15 protein-coding genes and 1 tRNA gene are annotated in these 18,455 nt (G+C 38.9%); 9 read left to right on the forward strand and 7 right to left on the reverse strand.

Annotated features, from left to right (window positions below):
• Positions 1–75 precede the first annotated feature (75 nt).
• The 6 genes from OO007_RS06175 to OO007_RS06200 all read left to right on the forward strand — a co-directional run bounded on the left by OO007_RS06175 (position 76) and on the right by OO007_RS06200 (position 11,597).
• On the forward strand, positions 76–753 hold the full coding sequence (locus OO007_RS06175; RefSeq protein WP_131905616.1) for a cyclic nucleotide-binding domain-containing protein: 678 nt from the start codon (positions 76–78) through the stop codon (positions 751–753).
• A gap of 283 nt (positions 754–1,036) precedes the next feature.
• Positions 1,037–5,698 carry a glutamate synthase large subunit gene (gltB, locus tag OO007_RS06180; RefSeq protein ID WP_325808149.1) on the forward strand — a complete coding sequence of 1,554 codons (4,662 nt, stop codon included), beginning with the start codon at positions 1,037–1,039 and terminating at the stop codon, positions 5,696–5,698.
• 109 nt (positions 5,699–5,807) lie between these two features.
• Entirely contained in the window at positions 5,808–7,271 is a 1,464-nt protein-coding gene (locus OO007_RS06185; RefSeq protein WP_131905614.1) for a glutamate synthase subunit beta, read from the forward strand.
• A gap of 153 nt (positions 7,272–7,424) precedes the next feature.
• Positions 7,425–9,197, forward strand: a complete 1,773-nt coding sequence (dnaG, locus tag OO007_RS06190; protein WP_325808150.1) for a DNA primase — start codon at positions 7,425–7,427, stop codon at positions 9,195–9,197.
• A gap of 250 nt (positions 9,198–9,447) precedes the next feature.
• Positions 9,448–11,418, forward strand: a complete 1,971-nt coding sequence (gene rpoD / locus OO007_RS06195; protein ID WP_325808151.1) for an RNA polymerase sigma factor RpoD — start codon at positions 9,448–9,450, stop codon at positions 11,416–11,418.
• Between the two features lie 102 nt (positions 11,419–11,520).
• Positions 11,521–11,597, forward strand: a tRNA-Ile gene (locus tag OO007_RS06200).
• 69 nt (positions 11,598–11,666) lie between these two features.
• Here OO007_RS06200 and OO007_RS06205 read toward each other — a convergent pair.
• The 4 genes from OO007_RS06205 to OO007_RS06220 all read right to left on the reverse strand — a co-directional run bounded on the left by OO007_RS06205 (position 11,667) and on the right by OO007_RS06220 (position 13,149).
• Positions 11,667–11,846 (reverse strand): PLDc N-terminal domain-containing protein, encoded by a 180-nt coding sequence (locus OO007_RS06205; protein WP_131905611.1) that lies wholly within the window; start codon positions 11,844–11,846, stop codon positions 11,667–11,669.
• A gap of 76 nt (positions 11,847–11,922) precedes the next feature.
• Positions 11,923–12,369 (reverse strand): hemerythrin domain-containing protein, encoded by a 447-nt coding sequence (locus OO007_RS06210; protein WP_325808152.1) that lies wholly within the window; start codon positions 12,367–12,369, stop codon positions 11,923–11,925.
• A 97-nt stretch (positions 12,370–12,466) separates the two neighbouring features.
• Positions 12,467–12,772 (reverse strand): DUF1840 family protein, encoded by a 306-nt coding sequence (locus OO007_RS06215; protein WP_325808153.1) that lies wholly within the window; start codon positions 12,770–12,772, stop codon positions 12,467–12,469.
• A 110-nt stretch (positions 12,773–12,882) separates the two neighbouring features.
• Entirely contained in the window at positions 12,883–13,149 is a 267-nt protein-coding gene (locus OO007_RS06220) for a coiled coil domain-containing protein (RefSeq protein ID WP_325808154.1), read from the reverse strand.
• 543 nt (positions 13,150–13,692) lie between these two features.
• Here OO007_RS06220 and OO007_RS06225 point away from each other — a divergent pair.
• Complete coding sequence (locus OO007_RS06225) at positions 13,693–13,878, forward strand: DUF1328 domain-containing protein (protein ID WP_131905608.1); 186 nt, start codon at positions 13,693–13,695, stop codon at positions 13,876–13,878.
• A 103-nt stretch (positions 13,879–13,981) separates the two neighbouring features.
• On the opposite strand, the gene OO007_RS06230 is transcribed toward OO007_RS06225, so the two are convergent.
• Positions 13,982–14,143 carry a DUF1328 domain-containing protein gene (locus tag OO007_RS06230; RefSeq protein ID WP_131905607.1) on the reverse strand — a complete coding sequence of 54 codons (162 nt, stop codon included), beginning with the start codon at positions 14,141–14,143 and terminating at the stop codon, positions 13,982–13,984.
• 212 nt (positions 14,144–14,355) lie between these two features.
• Between OO007_RS06230 and OO007_RS06235 the strand changes: the two genes are divergently transcribed.
• Entirely contained in the window at positions 14,356–15,705 is a 1,350-nt protein-coding gene (locus OO007_RS06235; protein ID WP_325808155.1) for a sensor histidine kinase, read from the forward strand.
• Between the two features lies 1 nt (position 15,706).
• On the opposite strand, the gene OO007_RS06240 is transcribed toward OO007_RS06235, so the two are convergent.
• Complete coding sequence (locus OO007_RS06240; protein WP_131905605.1) at positions 15,707–16,099, reverse strand: response regulator; 393 nt, start codon at positions 16,097–16,099, stop codon at positions 15,707–15,709.
• 35 nt (positions 16,100–16,134) lie between these two features.
• Positions 16,135–16,782: a response regulator gene (locus OO007_RS06245; protein WP_131905604.1), complete on the reverse strand. Its 648-nt coding sequence runs from the start codon at positions 16,780–16,782 to the stop codon at positions 16,135–16,137.
• Positions 16,783–17,206: 424 nt separating this feature from the next.
• On the opposite strand from OO007_RS06245, the gene OO007_RS06250 reads away from it, so the two are divergent.
• Positions 17,207–18,397 carry a DUF481 domain-containing protein gene (locus OO007_RS06250; protein WP_325808156.1) on the forward strand — a complete coding sequence of 397 codons (1,191 nt, stop codon included), beginning with the start codon at positions 17,207–17,209 and terminating at the stop codon, positions 18,395–18,397.
• The last annotated feature ends 58 nt before the right edge of the window (positions 18,398–18,455 follow it).

The following is an 18,455-nucleotide window of genomic DNA, read 5'->3' on the forward strand; positions in this document are numbered from 1 at the left end:
TAGATAATTAAGATTATTAATTGGTTTTCTACTATTAATAGATAACATTTTGAAGTATTAGATGGGCTTATAAATATGGATTTGTTTTTTGCGCCTGATTCAGGTGAGTATCTATACAGTATTGCAGCTGTGTTTAGCTTTGCTGCCTATGTGTTTAGTAATATTTTATGGTTAAGGGTGTTTTTAATCATCGCAGCTCTTCTATATATCCTGGCGGGAGTAAGCTTGGGTCTAACTTCTATGGCTGGCTGGAATGCGGCTTATTTTCTAATTAATTCATATCATGCCGGAATGATCTTATTCAATAAAAGTACTGTGATGTTACCAGATGAGATTAAAGGCATTTACAAAGAAGCGTTTACTACCTTAACTACGCGCGAATTTAAAAAAATCATTATGACCAATCCCTATCATGCCTATAAAGCAGGGGATAAAATAATGTCTGAAGGTCAGGATACCAATGAGCTATTCTTGTTACTAAGCGGCAATACCTCTGTGATTTCTTCTAATAAAGAGATTGCTTCTATTGCGAGTGGTGACTTCATCGGTGAAATGAGTTTTATGAGTAAGCAAACAGCGTCTGCAGATGTGTTTGCCAAAGATGCTGTGATAGTGGCCTATTGGACCCATGAAGATTTGTATAAACTCGAGCAAAAAAATATAAAAATCTATAATAAGTTTTTAACGATTGTCGGTCGTGATTTGGTCAAAAAACTAAAAAGAAAGAACCATAAAGTGATTGAATCTGTTTAGAAGGAAACATGCAATTACCCTATGGTTATTGAGGTTATATATAATAAATTACTTTTATTATTTGCTTTCATAATAGTACAATCAAACCGCAACGTAATAATCTCTATTAAATGTCTAATAGGATATTATGCCTTTGAAGGTATATGAAGCTTACAAAAAGCTGGTATACTGCTTGCCCCTTTTTAACCCAAATCCCTAATTTCAAGGGCTTATTTGGGTGAGTCATTAATTAAACGCTATCAGAATTAATAGACTTTTCTAGATGGATCTGCCGAGGAAATTTATGCGCACTATTGCTACACCAGCTTCAAAAGCTAAGAAATCGAACTCAGACCTTAAGGCTGATGCTTTATCTAATCCAATAATAAAAGAAAGCATGAATACCCTTCCCGGAAAACAAGGTTTGTATGACCCAAACAATGAGCATGATGCTTGTGGTGTAGGTTTTGTTGCACATATTAAAGGTGAAAAAAGCCATAGTATCGTCGAGCAAGGTCTTACCATTCTTGAAAGAGTTACACATCGTGGTGCGGTTGGTGCTGATTCAAAAGCAGGTGATGGTGCTGGTTTATTAATGCAAATTCCTGATGAGTTTTTTCAGGGCGATGCCACAGAATTTAATTTACCCGAGTCTGGAAAGTACGGCGTAGGTATGCTGTTTATGCCTAAAGACGGGCGTCAACGTGCAGAGCTTAAAGGTCTTGTACAAAGTGTTATAGAAGAAATTGGTCAACGTTTTATTGGTTGGCGTCAGGTGCCGGTTGACTCTAGTGGTCTTGGCGAATCAGTAAAGCCAACTGAGCCAGCAGTATTTCAGGTGTTTGTTGCCTGGGGTGATGATATTAAAGATCAGGATGAATTCGAGCGTAAGCTGTTTGTCATCCACAAAATTTTAACTGCCAGAGTGGATTCAGACGAAGTCGATGGAAGTCGATTCTTCTATATCTGTTCCATGTCATCAAGAACCATCGTATATAAAGGTATGTTACTCGCAGAACAAGTGGGCGAGTATTATAAGGACCTTGTTGAGCCTAGTGTAAAATCTGCGATGGCCCTTGTACATCAACGTTTCTCAACGAATACATTCCCGACCTGGAACCTGGCTCATCCGTTTAGAATGATTGCACATAATGGTGAAATCAATACTAATCGCGGTAATGTAAACTGGATGGCAGCACGTCAGTCTTCAATGAAATCAACATTATTGGGTGATGATTTAGAAAAAATCTGGCCAGTTATTCCAGAAGGTCAATCAGATACAGCCTGTCTTGATAATGCGTTAGAGCTGATGGTTGCCGGTGGGTATTCATTAACCGAAGCCATGACTATGCTTATTCCTGAGGCTTGGAATGGCAATGATCACATGAATAAGGATCGCGTTGCCTATTATGAATACAACGCTGCATTGATGGAACCATGGGATGGCCCAGCTGCGGTTGCATTTAGTGATGGTCGTCAAATTGGCGCCATGCTTGATCGTAACGGATTACGTCCTGCTCGTTATTTAATCACAGATGATGATCTGGTTGTGATGGCATCTGAAATGGGTGTGTTGGATATTCCTGAAAATAAAATCATTAAGAAGTGGCGTTTAGAGCCTGGCAAAATGTTCCTGATTGATATGGAGCAGGGCAGAGTTATCTCTGATGATGAGTTAAAGACAGATCTTGCAACTTCTCATCCTTACAGCCAATGGTTGGATGAAAACCAGATTAAAGTCTGTGAGATTTTTGGCGATAACGATATCCCTGAAGACTTGGATCCTGGGGAGTTGCTGAAACAGCAACAGGCTTTTGGTTATACGCAGGAATATATTAAATTCCTTTTGGAACCAATGGTTAAAGACGGCATGGAAGCAACGGGTTCAATGGGTGTTGATAGTCCTGTTGCTGTGTTGTCTCATCGCGCTCGTCACTTGTCGAATTACTTCAAACAGAATTTTGCTCAAGTAACCAATCCACCGATTGATCCGATTCGTGAAGAGATCGTGATGTCTTTGGTGAGCCTGATTGGTCCTCGTCCAAACTTACTGGGTCACAATAACCGTGGCTCCAGTATGCGCCTTGAAATTAATCAGCCAATCATGACTAATGAACAGTTATCGACTGTACGTAAAATCAATGATCATGCTGGTGATGATTTCCGCACCAAAACACTGGATATGACTTATGACTCCGCGCTAAGAGGCGGTGGTATGAGAGAAGCACTTAAGTCGTTATGTGATCAAGCGAAAGAAGCTGTTGAAGGTGGTCATTACAATATTTTGATCCTTTCTGACAGAAGTATGTCTGCTGAAAGAATGGCTATACCTTCATTGCTAGCTACCTCAGCCGTGCATCATCATTTAATTAAGAATGGTTTACGTACAAATACGGGGCTTGTTATTGAAACCGGTGCGGCATTAGAGATACATCACTTTGCAACGCTAGCAGGTTATGGTGCAGAAGCGATTAATCCATGGCTTGCATTACAAACTGTTGATGATAATTACAGAAAGTTTGATCCAAACATTGATAAAGTAACTGCACAACAAAACTACATAAAAGCCGTTGGTAAAGGGTTAAAGAAAGTTATGTCGAAGATGGGTATTTGTACTTATCAATCTTATTGTGGTGCTCAAATATTCGATGCTGTTGGATTATCAACAGAGTTTATTGAAGAATACTTTACGGGTACATCTACCACTGTTGAAGGTGTTGGTTTAAAAGAAATTTCAAGAGAAGCCAGACGTTGTCATTCGCGTGGTTATGGTGACAAGAAACTATATGAAAAACATCTGGATGTCGGTGGTGACTACGCCTATCGAGTACGTGGTGAAAAACATATCTGGACGCCAGTTACTATCTCTAAGTTACAACATGCAGTACGTGGTAACGATGCGAAGAGTTTCGCGGAATTTTCAAAAACGATTGATGAGCAATCTGAAGGCTTATTAACGCTTCGCGGATTAATGGATTTCAACTTTGAAGAAAATCCAATATCAATAGATGAAGTAGAGCCAGCTAAAGAGATTGTCAAACGCTTTGCTACAGGTGCTATGTCTTTTGGAAGTATCTCTCACGAGGCACATTCAACCTTAGCGGTTGCCATGAATCAGATTGGTGGTAAATCAAATACGGGCGAAGGCGGTGAAGAAGCATCGAGATTCAATCCACTAGAAGATGGATCGATGAACCCTCAGCGTTCGGCTATCAAGCAAATCGCATCTGGGCGTTTTGGTGTAACTACTGAATATCTGGTAAACGCAGATGATTTGCAAATCAAAATGGCGCAGGGGGCAAAGCCTGGTGAAGGTGGGCAGCTGCCTGGTCATAAAGTAAATGAGCAAATAGGTCGAGTACGTCACTCTACACCCGGTGTTGGTTTGATTTCTCCACCACCACATCACGATATTTACTCAATCGAAGATTTGGCTCAGTTAATCCACGATTTGAAAAATGTGAATCCCAAAGCACGTATTTCTGTAAAGCTAGTATCTGAAGTAGGTGTCGGTACAGTTGCAGCAGGTGTTACCAAGTCTCATGCCGATCATGTAACAATTTCTGGATATGATGGTGGTACAGGGGCCTCGCCTTTGACTTCACTGCGTCATGCAGGATCACCTTGGGAAATTGGTTTAGCTGAAACGCATCAAACCTTGGTACTTAATAAATTACGTAGTCGAGTTTGTGTGCAGGCTGACGGTGGTTTACGTACAGGACGAGATGTTGTTATCGCTGCACTTCTAGGTGCTGATGAATTTGGTTTTGCCACGGCTCCATTGATTGCTGAAGGTTGTATCATGATGCGCAAATGTCATCTAAATACTTGTCCAGTAGGTGTTGCAACACAAGATCCTGAATTACGTAAGAAGTTTACGGGTAAGCCTGAGCACGTTATTAACTACTTCTTCTTTGTTGCTGAAGAGATGCGTCAGCTTATGGCGAAACTAGGCTTTAGAACTATTTCAGAAATGGTTGGCCAATCTGACAAGTTACGCATGAAATCTGCCATTGATCACTGGAAAGCTAAAGGTCTCGATTACAGCAAAATCCTCACTAAGCCAGTTGCAGACTCACATGCGGATGAACATCATACGATGGGACAAGATCATGGTATCGAAAAAGCACTGGATAACGAGCTTATTGCTCAAGCTAAACCTGCTTTAGAAAATGGCGAAAAAGTTGTTATCGATATTGATATCCATAACCATAACCGTACATTCGGAACAATGTTGTCAGGTCGTGTCGCAGAAAATTATGGTCACGAGGGATTACCTGAAGACACAATTAGCATTAATGTGTCGGGCACAGCAGGGCAGTCATTCGGCGCTTGGGTAACCAAAGGCGTTACCATTAAGTTATCTGGTGAAGGTAATGATTATGTTGGCAAGGGATTATCAGGTGGAAAGATCATTATTTACCCTCCGGCAGATTGCAAAATAGATAATCATCAAGACAATATCATTGTTGGTAACACCGTACTTTATGGTGCTATTTCTGGTGAGGCTTATTTTAATGGTTCTGGTGGAGAACGTTTTTGTGTACGTAATTCAGGTGCCCAGGCCGTTGTAGAAGGTATCGGGGATCATGGTTGTGAATACATGACTGGTGGCGTTGTGGTTTGTTTAGGCAAAACAGGGCGTAACTTCGCTGCGGGTATGTCTGGTGGTATTGCCTATGTTTTTGATGAGAAGAATGAATTCTCTAGAAGATGTAACACCGAAATGGTGGAACTAGAAAACTTAAGCCCAGATAGCGGCAATGTTGATATCGCAGACTTATTACAAGCAGACGAAACACGCTTGAAGCAAATGGTTGAAAACCATCAAAAATACACAGGCTCTAAACTGGCTCAAAGTATTTTGGATAATTGGGAAGAAAACTTACCCAAATTTATCAAAGTAATGCCCGTTGATTATCGCAAAGCCCTTGAAGGTCAAAGATCAAAGAAGGTAGCAGCTTAAGAAGGTAAAAATCTTATTGTGAGTGGGTATTGAGAAATGAATTTTTGCTTATTGTTTAAAATTCATTTCGATAAATAGTAGAAATAACGTTAGATAGGTAGTTGAAAAAATGGGAAAAGTCACAGGATTTAAAGAGTTTGATCGTCAAGATAGAGCATATCAACCCGTAGAAGAACGCATTGTTAACTTTCACGAGTTTGTTATTCCGCTAGATGATGAAGAGCTACAAACTCAGGGTGCACGTTGTATGGATTGTGGCATACCATTTTGTCACGACGGTCCAGAGGGTGGTTGTCCGGTTAATAATCTGATTCCAGACTGGAATGATCAGGTCTATCACGGTGAATGGAAAGATGCACTTGAAACATTGCACTCTACCAATAACTTCCCGGAAATCACCGGTAAAATCTGTCCGGCACCTTGTCAGGAATCCTGTACGTTAAACATCAATGATAACTCTGTTACGATAAAAACGATTGAAGCTGCCATTATCGATAAAGGCTTTGAAAACGGTTGGGTTGTACCAGAAATTGCCAAAAATAAAACAGGACTGAAAGTTGCTGTCGTCGGTTCTGGTCCTGCTGGAATGGCTGCGGCGCAACAATTAGCACGTGCTGGCCATGATGTAGTTTTGTTTGAAAAGGAATCACGCATTGGTGGTTTGATGCGTTTTGGTATACCTGATTTCAAACTTGATAAAAAAATCATTGATCGACGCATGAAGCAGATGGCTGCCGAAGGTGTTGAATTCAAAACCGATACGAATATCGGTGTAGATATTCCAGCAAAGAAATTACTGGCTGAGTTTGATGCGATAGCACTCACTGGTGGTTCAGAAAAGCCTCGTGATCTTCCAATTCCCGGGCGTGATTTAAAAGGTGTACATTTCGCAATGGACTATCTTAAAGCAAACACTAAGTGGGTGCAGGGCGTTCACGGAGAAGATCAGGTAATCTCTTCAAAAGGCAAACATGTTGTTGTTATTGGCGGTGGTGATACAGGATCAGATTGTATTGGAACATCAATTCGCCATCATGCGGCATCTGTAACTCAATTAGAAATTATGCCGAAGCCGCCAGAAAAAGAAGACAAGGGTCTGGTATGGCCAGATTGGCCAAATAAAATGCGCACATCATCTTCGCAAGAAGAAGGTTGTGAAAGATTATTCTCGGTTGCCACAAAAGAATTTGTTGGTGATGAAGATGGAAATCTTAAAGCAATAAAATGTGTCAAAGTATCTTGGGATAAAGACGAGAACGGTGCTTGGCTAATGTCAGAAGTAGCTGGTTCTGAGTTTGAATTGAAAGCTGATGTTGCTACTTTAGCGATGGGTTTTGTTCACCCTGTGCATGAAGGAATGTTGCAAGAGCTCGAGCTCGAGCTTGACCCACGTGGTAATGTCAAAGGAACAACTGAAGGCGAGAACGCTTATTATACGTCACTAGAAAAAGTGTTTGCTGCTGGTGATATGCGTCGTGGTCAGTCTTTGGTAGTTTGGGCAATTCGTGAAGGGCGTCAGTGTGCGGTCTCTATCGATGAGTACTTGATGGGCTATACCAGTTTATCTAGATAAGACCTTTGCCTGTTAACTGTTTATTTTTAGCTTTTTTATAAGAAATTTCGCTAAACTCATTCTGTATCCTAAAAAAACCCCCTATAAGTAGGGGGGTGACTTAAATATTCAACTTCCCGGATTTATTGTGGGAGGTTATCAAGAAACCTGATTATGGCATCTGGACGTATTCCTCGTGAATTTATTGACGATCTTCTGACGCGCGCAGATATTGTTGATGTGATCAATGCGAGAGTGCCACTCAAAAAAAAGGGGCGCGAATTCACTGCGTGTTGTCCTTTTCATAATGAAAAAACACCTTCTTTTACCGTAAGCCCTAATAAGCAGTTTTATCACTGTTTTGGTTGTGGGGTGCATGGCTCTGCGATTTCATTCTTGATGGAATATGAGCATTTAGATTTCGTTGAAGCAATAGAGTCGTTAGCAGATTCTATGGGGGTTACAGTACCCCGAGAAAAAGGAGGGAAGGGAGCACCAAGTGAAGCCCAACGTCAGAGAAGTAAAGACCTGTACACACTTCTGGATGATGCTAATCAGTATTACCAGTTACAACTTAAAGGCTCACCCGCTGCTATTGAATATCTAAAAGGCAGAGAGCTAAGCGGTGAAATCAGTAAGCGTTTTAATATTGGTTACTCTTTAAATGGTTGGGATCATCTGCTTAATCACTTTAAAGGATCGTATGCAGAACAACAGCTTGTAGACTCTGGTCTAGTCATCAAAAAAGATGACGGAAAAACTTACGATAGATACCGTGATCGTATTATGTTTCCTATCAGAAATCGTAAAGGTCAGGTGATCGGGTTCGGTGGACGAGTGTTAGGTGATGATTTACCTAAATATATAAACTCACCAGAAACCACCGTTTTCCATAAAGGTAGAGAGTTATATGGCTTGTACGAAGCCAGAATTAATACACAAAAACTGGATCGGATCATTGTTGTTGAAGGCTATATGGATGTTATTGCCTTAGCACAATTTGGTGTTTCTTATGCCGTTGCTACATTAGGGACAGCAACTACGGAAGAACATATCAAACAGTTGTTTAGAGCTGTTCCAGAAATCATATTCTGCTTTGATGGTGATCGCGCAGGTAAAGAAGCAGCCTGGCGAGCCTTAGAAAACGCGATGCCCGTTATGCAAGATGGCAAAGAGATTAAATTTTTGTTCTTACCTGATGGTGAAGACCCTGATACGCAAATCAGAAAAATTGGTAAGGATGCATTTGAAGAAAATTATCAACAAGCGGATTCACTTACCGCTTATTTCGTTGAGAATTTGCATTCACGTTTTAATATTACCTCGGATGAAGGCAAAACACGTTTTTTAAAAGAAGCGGCTAAACTCTTAACGAAAATGCCGGATACATTAATTAAAGATCAATTAGTGCAACGTTTATCCGATATGACAAACGTTGATAAAAAAGTGTTGTTTCAGCGAGAAATCTCGTCAAATAATTCACCGAAAGATCAGTCTATGGGTGAACCAAAGTCTGGCCGCTCTCGTCTTAATAACCGAAGCGTTAGTCAGACGCCAATAAGATATGCGATTAGTTTATTACTTTCAGAGCCGACATTAGTCAAGTTAATTGAAAATATTGAAGAAATTGCATTATCAAAACTGCCAGGATCAGATTTATTGACTACACTCATTGAAGCAATTCAAGAGAGTCCCGATATTAAGCCTGTGGCACTCCTGGATAGATGGAAAAATACCGAATTTGAAGCCCCGCTAATTCAATTAATGAAATGGCAGCCTGAATCTGATGATATGGCTATACTCAGTGATGAATTTAAGGATTGTTTGCTACAAATTCGGAAAAGGGCCAAAGAGAGAAAAATTGAAAGTTTGCTCCATAAAGAACGCACAGAGGGTTTGAGTGAGTCAGAGAAGCAATCATTGCTTGTTTATCTGAAAAATAGCTAAGCCTCTCTTTAGTTTTCGATTTTCGTCACAATATTTCATTTAAGATGATTATCAGTTGGTGGATGAATATCAAGTAGTTGTCATAAATATCAATACTCTCTCAATATGGATACATTGTAGAGTGGTAAGACTGTGGTATACTGTTTGACTGATTTTTTTATATGTAAAGTGTTCAGTATCTGCATTATAAACATCATAGATGTTTTTATTGTTACATTAGGAAGAGCGTTAAAGGCGCGATAAAAAATATATGAGTAAAGAAGAACTTAATAAAGAACAACAGACGGCTGATAGTAGCACAAAGACTGACGAGGCAAGTACAAGCCAGTCGGTAGCAGTGCAAAGTCAGTCAGGTTTGAAACTGCTTATCCTTAAAGGTAAAGAGCAGGGCTACTTAACTTATGCAGAAGTAAATGATCACCTTCCAGATTCGATAGTAGACCCAGAGCAAATCGAAGAGATTGTAACGACAATCGGCGACATGGGTATCAAAGTCTATGAAAAAGCTCCTGATGAAGACAGTCTTGTTCTAACCGAAGAAGCGACTGAAGCTGATGATGATGCCGCTGAAGAAGCCGCTGCAGCACTAACAAACGTTGATAATGACTTTGGTAGAACGACTGACCCTGTACGTATGTATATGCGTGAGATGGGAACCGTAGAACTATTAACGCGTGAAGGCGAAATTGAAATCGCGATTCGTATAGAAGAAGGTCTGTACGAAGTACTTACGGCTTTATCTGAATTCCCGGCTTCAACTGAATACTTATTAAATTTCTACAACAAAGTAGAAACAGAAGAGAAGCGTCTTACTGATTTGATTTCAGATTTTGTTGACCCTGATGCAGAACGTCACGTTATTCCAGAGCCAGCACCTATTGTCACTCCAGAATCAAAAGAAGCTGCAGAGAAAAAAGCAGCTGAAGCTGCAGAGGCAGCAGAAGATGGTGATGTCGATGATGAGGATGAAGAAGAAGTAGAATTAGAAGATACAGGTCCTGATCCTGAAATTGCTCAAGTGAAATTCGCTGAGCTAAATGAGCTTTATGTACAAGCTTGTCAGGCAAGTGAGAACGATGACTACGAAGAGTACGAAAGAGTTCGTCAGGAACAAGCGCGTAAGATGCTTGAGTTTAAATTAACTCAGCCAGTCATTGATGAAATTGGCAGTCAACTGCATGCGATTATCGAGCGTATTCGTGGATATGAACGTCAGATAATGAAGCTTTGTGTTCAAAAAGCAGCAATGCCGAAGAAAGACTTTATTAGTAGCTTCCCTAAAAATGAAACTGATACTGATTGGCTTGATAAATATATTGAAAGCAAACCTAAGTTTCAGGAAAGTCTAGAGCCATTTAAAGAAGATATTATTTTCAATCAAATACAATTACAAAAGATTGAGAAAGAAACTCGCTTAAGTGTGACACAAATAAAAGACATCAATCGCATTGTGTCAGTAGGTGAAGCGAAAGCTCGCCGTGCAAAGAAAGAAATGGTCGAAGCTAACTTGCGTTTGGTTATTTCTATCGCAAAAAAATACACCAACCGTGGTTTACAATTCCTCGATTTGATTCAGGAAGGAAATATCGGTTTGATGAAAGCTGTAGACAAGTTTGAATATCGTCGCGGTTACAAATTCTCGACTTATGCAACATGGTGGATACGTCAGGCTATTACGCGTTCGATTGCGGATCAGGCTAGAACGATCCGTATACCAGTGCACATGATAGAAACTATCAACAAACTAAACCGTATCTCTCGTAAACTTCTACAGGAAAAAGGCCGCGAAGGTACACCTGAAGAATTAGCGGTTGAGATGGAAATGCCAGAAGATAAAGTTCGTAAAGTTATGAAAATAGCTAAAGAACCTATTTCAATGGAAACTCCTATCGGTGATGATGAAGATTCATCATTAGGTGATTTTATTGAAGATGGCAATGTTCAATCTCCAATAGAGTCTGCAACATCGACTGGTTTAGGTGAAAGTACACGTGATGTACTCAGTAGTTTGACACCGCGTGAAGCTAAAGTACTTCGTATGCGTTTCGGTATCGATATGAATACTGACCACACCTTAGAAGAAGTGGGCAAGCAGTTCGATGTGACACGTGAACGTATTAGACAAATTGAAGCTAAGGCACTAAGAAAATTGCGTCATCCTAGCCGATCAGATATGCTACGCAGCTTCCTGGAAATGGATAAAGATATAGGTGCATCTTAAGCTATATCTTGCAGGTGAAAGCCTGTTATTCATTGGATTCATTTAAACTGATTTTTTATATAGATTTTTATAGAAGTTATCAGTAAAATTCTGAATCCACTGGGGCCTGTAGCTCAGTTGGTTAGAGCAGTAGACTCATAATCTATTGGTCGGAGGTTCGAGTCCTCCCGGGCCCACCAATTATAAAAAAAGATCAATTATTATTAATTGATCTTTTTTTTCGCCTAAATTAATCGTATTACCGTTTTCTATGATTTTGGTCCTGCAAAGAACCAGATAATCAGTCCTAACACTGGTAAAAATACGATGATTAGCGTCCATAGTAATTTACCACCGGTACTGGTTCCGCTATTCATCACTTTTATTATTGCCAGAATATCTAAAATCAATACGATTAAACCAAATATTCCTCCTACTTCGATTCCCATTTTCTACTCCTTATCATTTAATTAAATGAGTGATTTGACCTTAAAATACGTTAAATTTTTTAGAAGAAAGAAGTGGTTACCATTCTTTTTTCTTTTGGCTCGTCATTTCTTTATCATATTCAGAAGCTAAATCCGTTTTCTCTTTGTCGGAGAGTACTTTCCCACCCATCTGAAAGACTTCTTGTTCTTCTTCATCTAAATGATGATGAATTCTATGTTGTAGCTTTTTGGCTTCTACTAGCCACGCAGACGAGCTGTAATCAGTTTCTTCCAGTTTCTCAATCATCTCATCAATCTCATGATGCTCTGCGACGCTGTGGCGTGACTTTTCTTGTGTTAAATCATGTTCCATGAGCGGGATATAAAAGTGCCTTTCTTCAGCGACAGCATGAGCTTTAAGTTCTGTCTTCAAATCGGAAAAAATCTCATCTCTTTTTGATGTGTCGCCGTGCGTTTCAATGATTGCATCAGCTATTTTTCGTTGTACGTCATGGTCTTTTCTTAACGCTTCAAAAATATTCATTTTTAATTGCTCCTTAAAAGAAGTTTGTTAGTACGTTTAAAAAGGTACGTATAAGTTATAAAAAAAAGTAAAAGGTAATTAACGTTAGGGACGTAAACTATTCATATTCCCAGATAATTGATTGATTCTTCTCCACGGCCATATTGAGTAGTTCAAGCAGTGGAAAAGCTCTGTTTTTGAAAGAGACCGAATTATCCTTGGCTTTTGCATCATTGGCCGTTTCAGGCTGTTGCTGCGAAATGCTACTAGCTTCTTCAATTAGTTTGATAGCTGTAGGAATATCTTCAGGGTTCATTGCGCCTGGAATTTTCCCGCTCATTTCCATCACTTCGAGCATGCCTTTAGCGTCCTTTTCAAACATGGATATTTTTTGTCCATTGATGTAACTGAAATTTACTAACATGGTATTTACCTTCTAGTTATATATGCACTACTATTTATTTAGATATACCTTGGCAGACATGAATGAATGCCAGGGTATAGATGACTACTTTTATGCTTTTGATGTTATGTTTAAGAGAATACTTTCTTCATACGATCATAAGCATCAGTAAAACCATCTTTGAGTGAGTCCCATGCATCGTCAGAAGCATCAGCGACTTTATCAAGCCATTCTTTAGCTTCAGTACGTTGCTCTTTTAACTCTTCAACCTTGGCTTTATATTCGATTTCCGCATCTGCTGACGCCTGATCTGCCTTGGCTTGGTATCTGCCAATATCCGCTTCAAGCTCATCCAGTTGAGCTTTCATTTTTTTGATGTATGCATGTTTGGTGTCCATATCAAAACTCCTTTTAGTTTAATAATTTCAAATTTAGAAAAACTGAGGTAGATGTATTGGCTTTACTCAGTAGGTCCTTTATGTTTTAAAAACATTGATAAGTGTTCTGTACTTGCATCTGAATCAATAAGTGAATCGATAACAAAATCAACGTTGAGTGAAATATTACATCCGAAGACGCACTAAGGAATTCAGTGAACTCTGTTAACCCTGTAGGGTTTTTAATGGGGGATTTGTAAGTGATGTCTGACATCAAGCAGTGTGTCTATCACTTAGGCATATTGTGTAAGACAAGACTTACATCTCTTACCGCATGCGCTGATAACTGAAGATGTATTGAAGTTTTATTATGAAGATACATTAGGACTTTCATTAGGACTTTCATTAGGAATTACATTAGGAACTACATCAGGAAATATAGATGTTTGTTAATGAATCCAAACATTTAAATAGAAAATGTAAGTGCTTTTAACACCTTATTAACAATGACTTAGCTATGCTAGGACAGACTGGGAATTTAACGATAATCAAATTACAAATACTATGAAATATTATTCAATAACATACGCCGTACTTGCTGTGGCTTTCGGGTTGCTTGGATTCTTCTTTCTGGAAGGTGGCAGCATGCAATCGATATTTAAAACTCTGGGAATTATTTTTACCATAATCGCAGTTATCGGTTTAGCCATGGAGCATTATTTCTCAGATAAAAATGATTCCGATAAATAAACGTTTATTTTGAAATGTTTTAATAAAAAAATAAAAATCAACAAAAGAAAAAGCGACTATAAAAGTCGCTTTTTCTTTTTCGGGGTTATTCTAATTGAGTTGATTAATGTGGTTTTCGACCGGTAACAAACATAATCAATGACACAATTAAACCAACTACAAAAAGAATCCATGCAATGTTTGTCGCAGTTCCTGCGATTCCACTAAGTCCAAGTAGACCTGCGATAATTGCTACTATTAAAAATATAACGGCTAGATTAATCATAACTAACTCCTTTATCTTGTTAACTGATAAGTTCAATAGCATCGTAAAGACTGACAATCGAACAACGTGTAAACTAAGTCGTATTTCCTGATACGCTTGAGATAAAGTATGAGGGGTGCGAATGATAAAATATGTCAGCTATATCAGAAGGGTTTGTAGTCTTTATCCCGCAAACAGATATATTTCCTAGAATAATTTTATAAATGAATAAGATGAAAAAGAATTTTTTACAAGAACTTAGTCGTAATCGCCTGCATATTTTATTCAGTATTTTTAGTGCCATTATCATTATTCTATTCGTTTTCTTTCTGAAGTTTGTATATGACTCAAAAGCCTCAATAAACTCGACACGGCTCAATGCACTGCATCTGGATTACAGTGACAGGCTTTTGATTAACATGTTGAATATTCAAACGGGTGCTAGAGGCTATTTGTTATCTGATGACCTCGAATTTCTTGAGCCTTATAACGAAGGTATCAAGAATCTGTCCAATACTTTTGATTCGGTAGAAAAGCATTGGCCAGATTATCTGAGTCCGCAAGAGATAGACGCCTTAGAATCTGAAGTTAAACAAACCATCATCCAGATATCTGATTTAGTCAATCAAAAAGCACTTGATCAGAAAACCAGACTTTCCGAATTCGATGTTACTAAAAAACTCATGGATAGTTTACGCGACCGAATTTCTGAAATTAGACAAACAATAAAAGAGAGTAATGCCAAGAATACTGAAGACAATTTGAACTCCTTGAATCTAATAAAGTGGCTACTAATACTGCTTATTTTAATTTCATTTGGTTTGTTGTTTTTATCTTTTGCGTTAACCGAACGGCAACAGAAAATGTTGAAAAGTCATGCTGATGACATCGCACTGCGCAATAAAGAATTAGAAAAAACAGTTAACCAGAGGACTATAGATCTGGTTGATCTTGCATCACATGTGACCACAACCAGTGAAAATGAAAAGCAACGTCTTGCCCGAGAACTCCATGATGAATTAGGTGCTTTGTTGACTGCTGCTAGAATGGACAGTACCTGGATCAGTCGTTCTATCAATGAAGATCAAAAAGAAAAATTTGATACACGATTTAAAAGATTGATTGATTCGATTGATAAAAGTATTGCGCTCAAACGTCATATCACCACCAGTTTAGTGCCTCCTTTGCTTCGGGAAATGGGCTTAACAGAAGCTATTATAGCGATGACAGAAAATGATCCTAATCATCCGCCAGCGGAATACCATGTCGATATAGATGACACACTGACAGAGATCGATAAAGAAAGAGAGCTCGCTCTGTATCGGATATGTCAGGAATCATTAAATAATATCTGGAAATACGCGAAAGCGACCGAGGTATTCATAGAACTTAGTGTCGAAGGGGATTTTTACCATTTAACCATCAAGGATAATGGCGAAGGTTTTGATCAAGCTGAAACCAAGAAAGGAACTCATGGATTAGCTGGTATAAGGGCACGTGCGGCGATGTTTAAAGGAACCATGCATATTGAGTCAGCGCCAGGTGACGGCACAGTCGTTAAAAGTAAATTAACGGTTTGTTAAATTACTTTTTAGCCGCTTCCTCTATCCAGTCCATCATTTCAAATAACTGATAGGATTTATCGTAGAAACCTTGAATATCCTGTTCTAAACACTTTTTCTTTAAATGCTTGGAAGTATGGTTTGTGAGAACCAGTTTTTCTGGTGTGCCATAAAGTTCCGGGTGACGATTGATTTCATTTAATACACCAAGTCCGTTACCTTCGTTTAATTCAAGATCAGCAATAACCAGATTGGGTTTATGTTCTTCAATCTCATTAAGTGCCTGAATTTGCCGGTCAGCTGTTGCGACTACATTTACCTGTTCAATACTGTCCAGGTTTTCCAAGACAATATCTCTGAGTAATGGATTGTCCTCGACAAGGACAATGGATAATTTTTCTGTGTTTAAAGCCATAGTGTTGCCAATTTATTCATGAGTTTTTGTAATTATTATAGGTCTAGTTCTTTTTCAATTAAGCCGTGGTTAACTGCATATATTGCTAATTCTGCATTACTGTTAACGCCCATTTTTTCTAATAAACGCGAACGATAGGTGCTGACGGTTTTAACACTCAGATCGAGAATATTAGCAATGTCAGAGACACTCGCACCTTCACTGATCCGCATAAATACCTGTAGTTCACGTTCTGACAAGTTTTTATGTGGTTCAGAGTCGTTTTCATTAAAGACTTCTCCAGCAAGTAATTCTGCTGTTTTGGAAGAGAGATAACGACGTCCCAGGGAAACGGTTCTTATTGCTTTGATTAAATCTTCCTGTTCGCAGTCCTTACATAAATAACCATTTGCGCCATTTTTGATCATGGGTAGGGCGTATTGCTCTTCAGGGTGTCCGCTTAGAATCAGCACTCCTAACTTCTCGTAGCGTTGACGCAGGTGTCTTAATACATCTACACCACTTTTATTCGGAAGCGAGATATCCAGTAACACAACATCGCAGTCATTATCTTTTAGATAATTGATAATCTCTTCGCCAGAAGACGCTTCGTATACCACATTAAAGTCTACTTCATCTTGTAACATTTCATTGAAGCCACGTCTTACGATTTCATGATCATCTACGATTGCAATTTTTACCACGTTGTATACCTACACCTCAGGGTTAATCAAAAGTAATGATATTGTAGTTCGTTGATTTAATTCAGTAATTAAATATAGATACGCTATATAAACGTTCTAAAAAAACGACCCAAAGTAGGGGGGTGTATTCCCTAATCATAAGATATTCCGTTTCGTGATTATACACAATAGGACAATTGAACATTTGCTGTAGGACGTATCCTACAAATGCTGCTTTTTACTTTTCTGTCAGTCAAAGACTACATGCAAATGTGATTCTGCTGACAGTCAGCGATTGATAATTTTTAGAAGATAGATTCCAAGATGAAGTTTGAGCGTTGTTCCTCTGGGTAAAGTTTCCTTAGAGACAAATTCATCATAACTGAATCAACAAATTAGTAAGTTTTAATTAACCATCTTTCATTATCAATAAAAGGAAAATAACATGACAAAGCAATCACTATTAAAAGTCGCTATCTCAACGGCAATCGTATCAATAGGTTCGACACCTTTGTGGGCTGAACCTCTTATTACAGATTACGAAAAAGCAACCTCAGCGTATGAAGATGCTTATTTCTCAGGTAATTTAAATCTGGATAGCGGTAACCAGGATCAAACCAGTTACGATCTGGATTTATCGATCGATTACGAAAAAGTTTTCAGTTCAAAAAACAGAAATACCAAACTAGACTTTTTAGGAACAGGTACAGTTTCTCGCGGATCAAGCGATGGTGATGATAGAGAAAGCACCTATCAGGCGCTTGGGTCAGTAACCGTTGATAATTACTTCAACCCCGATAAAAGTGAAGCATTCTGGTACGGTAAAGGTGAGGTTGGCTTAAAGAAAGGTCAGGAAGACCCGTTTACTAAAGCGACAGCTGGTGTGGGTTACGGACGCGTTATCAATGTAACGCCAATGGCACGATCAATTCGTATCATTCAGGAATTAAAAGAAAATGGCTTTATTAAAGCCGATCCAACCAATGCAACCTATCAACAAGTAGCACAAATAATCGAACGTGAAGCGGAATATCGTTCTAAATACGGTTTTGAAGATTACGAGCAATACTGGGTACAGGATATAGAAACAGCTCTTAAAGCAAGTGGGATGACAAATGGCACTACAGGTTTAAACGCCAGAGCTATCTTAAAATCTTATGATGTACTTGTGAACGAGCGTATTTCAACCCGTAAGAGTGGTTGGTTAGTTCGAGCAGGTGTTGGTGCTGTTTTATCTGATTATGACGGAGAAGATGGCAAGCCTGCGCTTGAAATAGGTGCTGAGTACCACAAACCGCTAAGCAATCGCACTCAGTTTTCAAACGAAGCTATTGCAACAGCAACACTTAAAGATGGCGATGATAGCTTTAACTTTAATAACGCGATGTCACTCACACATGAGCTAACTGACAAAATCGATTGGGAAAACAAGTGGACTCTGGATCACAATGAGTCTGATACAGGACCAGAACTGACAACCAATACAATCGGTTCTACTTTCCTATATAGTTTGACCAATAAGTTAGACTTTAGTGTTGAAGCAAAATTGACCGATACGGACGACAGAATTGCAGATAACGGCAATGATGATCTAGATAAGAGCCTGACAATGGGTGTTAGATACCGTCTAAAATAAGTGGTAAATCTACATCTTGTTAGCTAAAAAATTAGCGAAAAGACTAGCGAAAAGATGA

The organism is Cocleimonas sp. KMM 6892 (assembly GCF_035798195.1).
GTDB classification, from domain to species: Bacteria; Pseudomonadota; Gammaproteobacteria; order Thiotrichales; family Thiotrichaceae; genus Cocleimonas; species Cocleimonas flava.

What these genes read in the sequence shown, in the direction of transcription:
- OO007_RS06250 (WP_325808156.1), top strand. Translation starts at nt 17,207, where the DNA reads ATGACAAAGCAATCACTATTAAAAGTCGCTATCTCAACGGCAATCGTA.
- OO007_RS06235 (WP_325808155.1), top strand. Translation starts at nt 14,356, where the DNA reads ATGAAAAAGAATTTTTTACAAGAACTTAGTCGTAATCGCCTGCATATT.
- OO007_RS06205 (WP_131905611.1), bottom strand. Translation starts at nt 11,846, where the DNA reads ATGGGAATCGAAGTAGGAGGAATATTTGGTTTAATCGTATTGATTTTA.
- OO007_RS06225 (WP_131905608.1), top strand. Translation starts at nt 13,693, where the DNA reads ATGAAATATTATTCAATAACATACGCCGTACTTGCTGTGGCTTTCGGG.
- OO007_RS06185 (WP_131905614.1), top strand. Translation starts at nt 5,808, where the DNA reads ATGGGAAAAGTCACAGGATTTAAAGAGTTTGATCGTCAAGATAGAGCA.
- gltB (WP_325808149.1), top strand. Translation starts at nt 1,037, where the DNA reads ATGCGCACTATTGCTACACCAGCTTCAAAAGCTAAGAAATCGAACTCA.
- rpoD (WP_325808151.1), top strand. Translation starts at nt 9,448, where the DNA reads ATGAGTAAAGAAGAACTTAATAAAGAACAACAGACGGCTGATAGTAGC.
- OO007_RS06230 (WP_131905607.1), bottom strand. Translation starts at nt 14,143, where the DNA reads ATGATTAATCTAGCCGTTATATTTTTAATAGTAGCAATTATCGCAGGT.
- OO007_RS06175 (WP_131905616.1), top strand. Translation starts at nt 76, where the DNA reads ATGGATTTGTTTTTTGCGCCTGATTCAGGTGAGTATCTATACAGTATT.
- dnaG (WP_325808150.1), top strand. Translation starts at nt 7,425, where the DNA reads ATGGCATCTGGACGTATTCCTCGTGAATTTATTGACGATCTTCTGACG.
- OO007_RS06215 (WP_325808153.1), bottom strand. Translation starts at nt 12,772, where the DNA reads ATGTTAGTAAATTTCAGTTACATCAATGGACAAAAAATATCCATGTTT.
- OO007_RS06210 (WP_325808152.1), bottom strand. Translation starts at nt 12,369, where the DNA reads ATGAATATTTTTGAAGCGTTAAGAAAAGACCATGACGTACAACGAAAA.
- OO007_RS06240 (WP_131905605.1), bottom strand. Translation starts at nt 16,099, where the DNA reads ATGGCTTTAAACACAGAAAAATTATCCATTGTCCTTGTCGAGGACAAT.
- OO007_RS06220 (WP_325808154.1), bottom strand. Translation starts at nt 13,149, where the DNA reads ATGGACACCAAACATGCATACATCAAAAAAATGAAAGCTCAACTGGAT.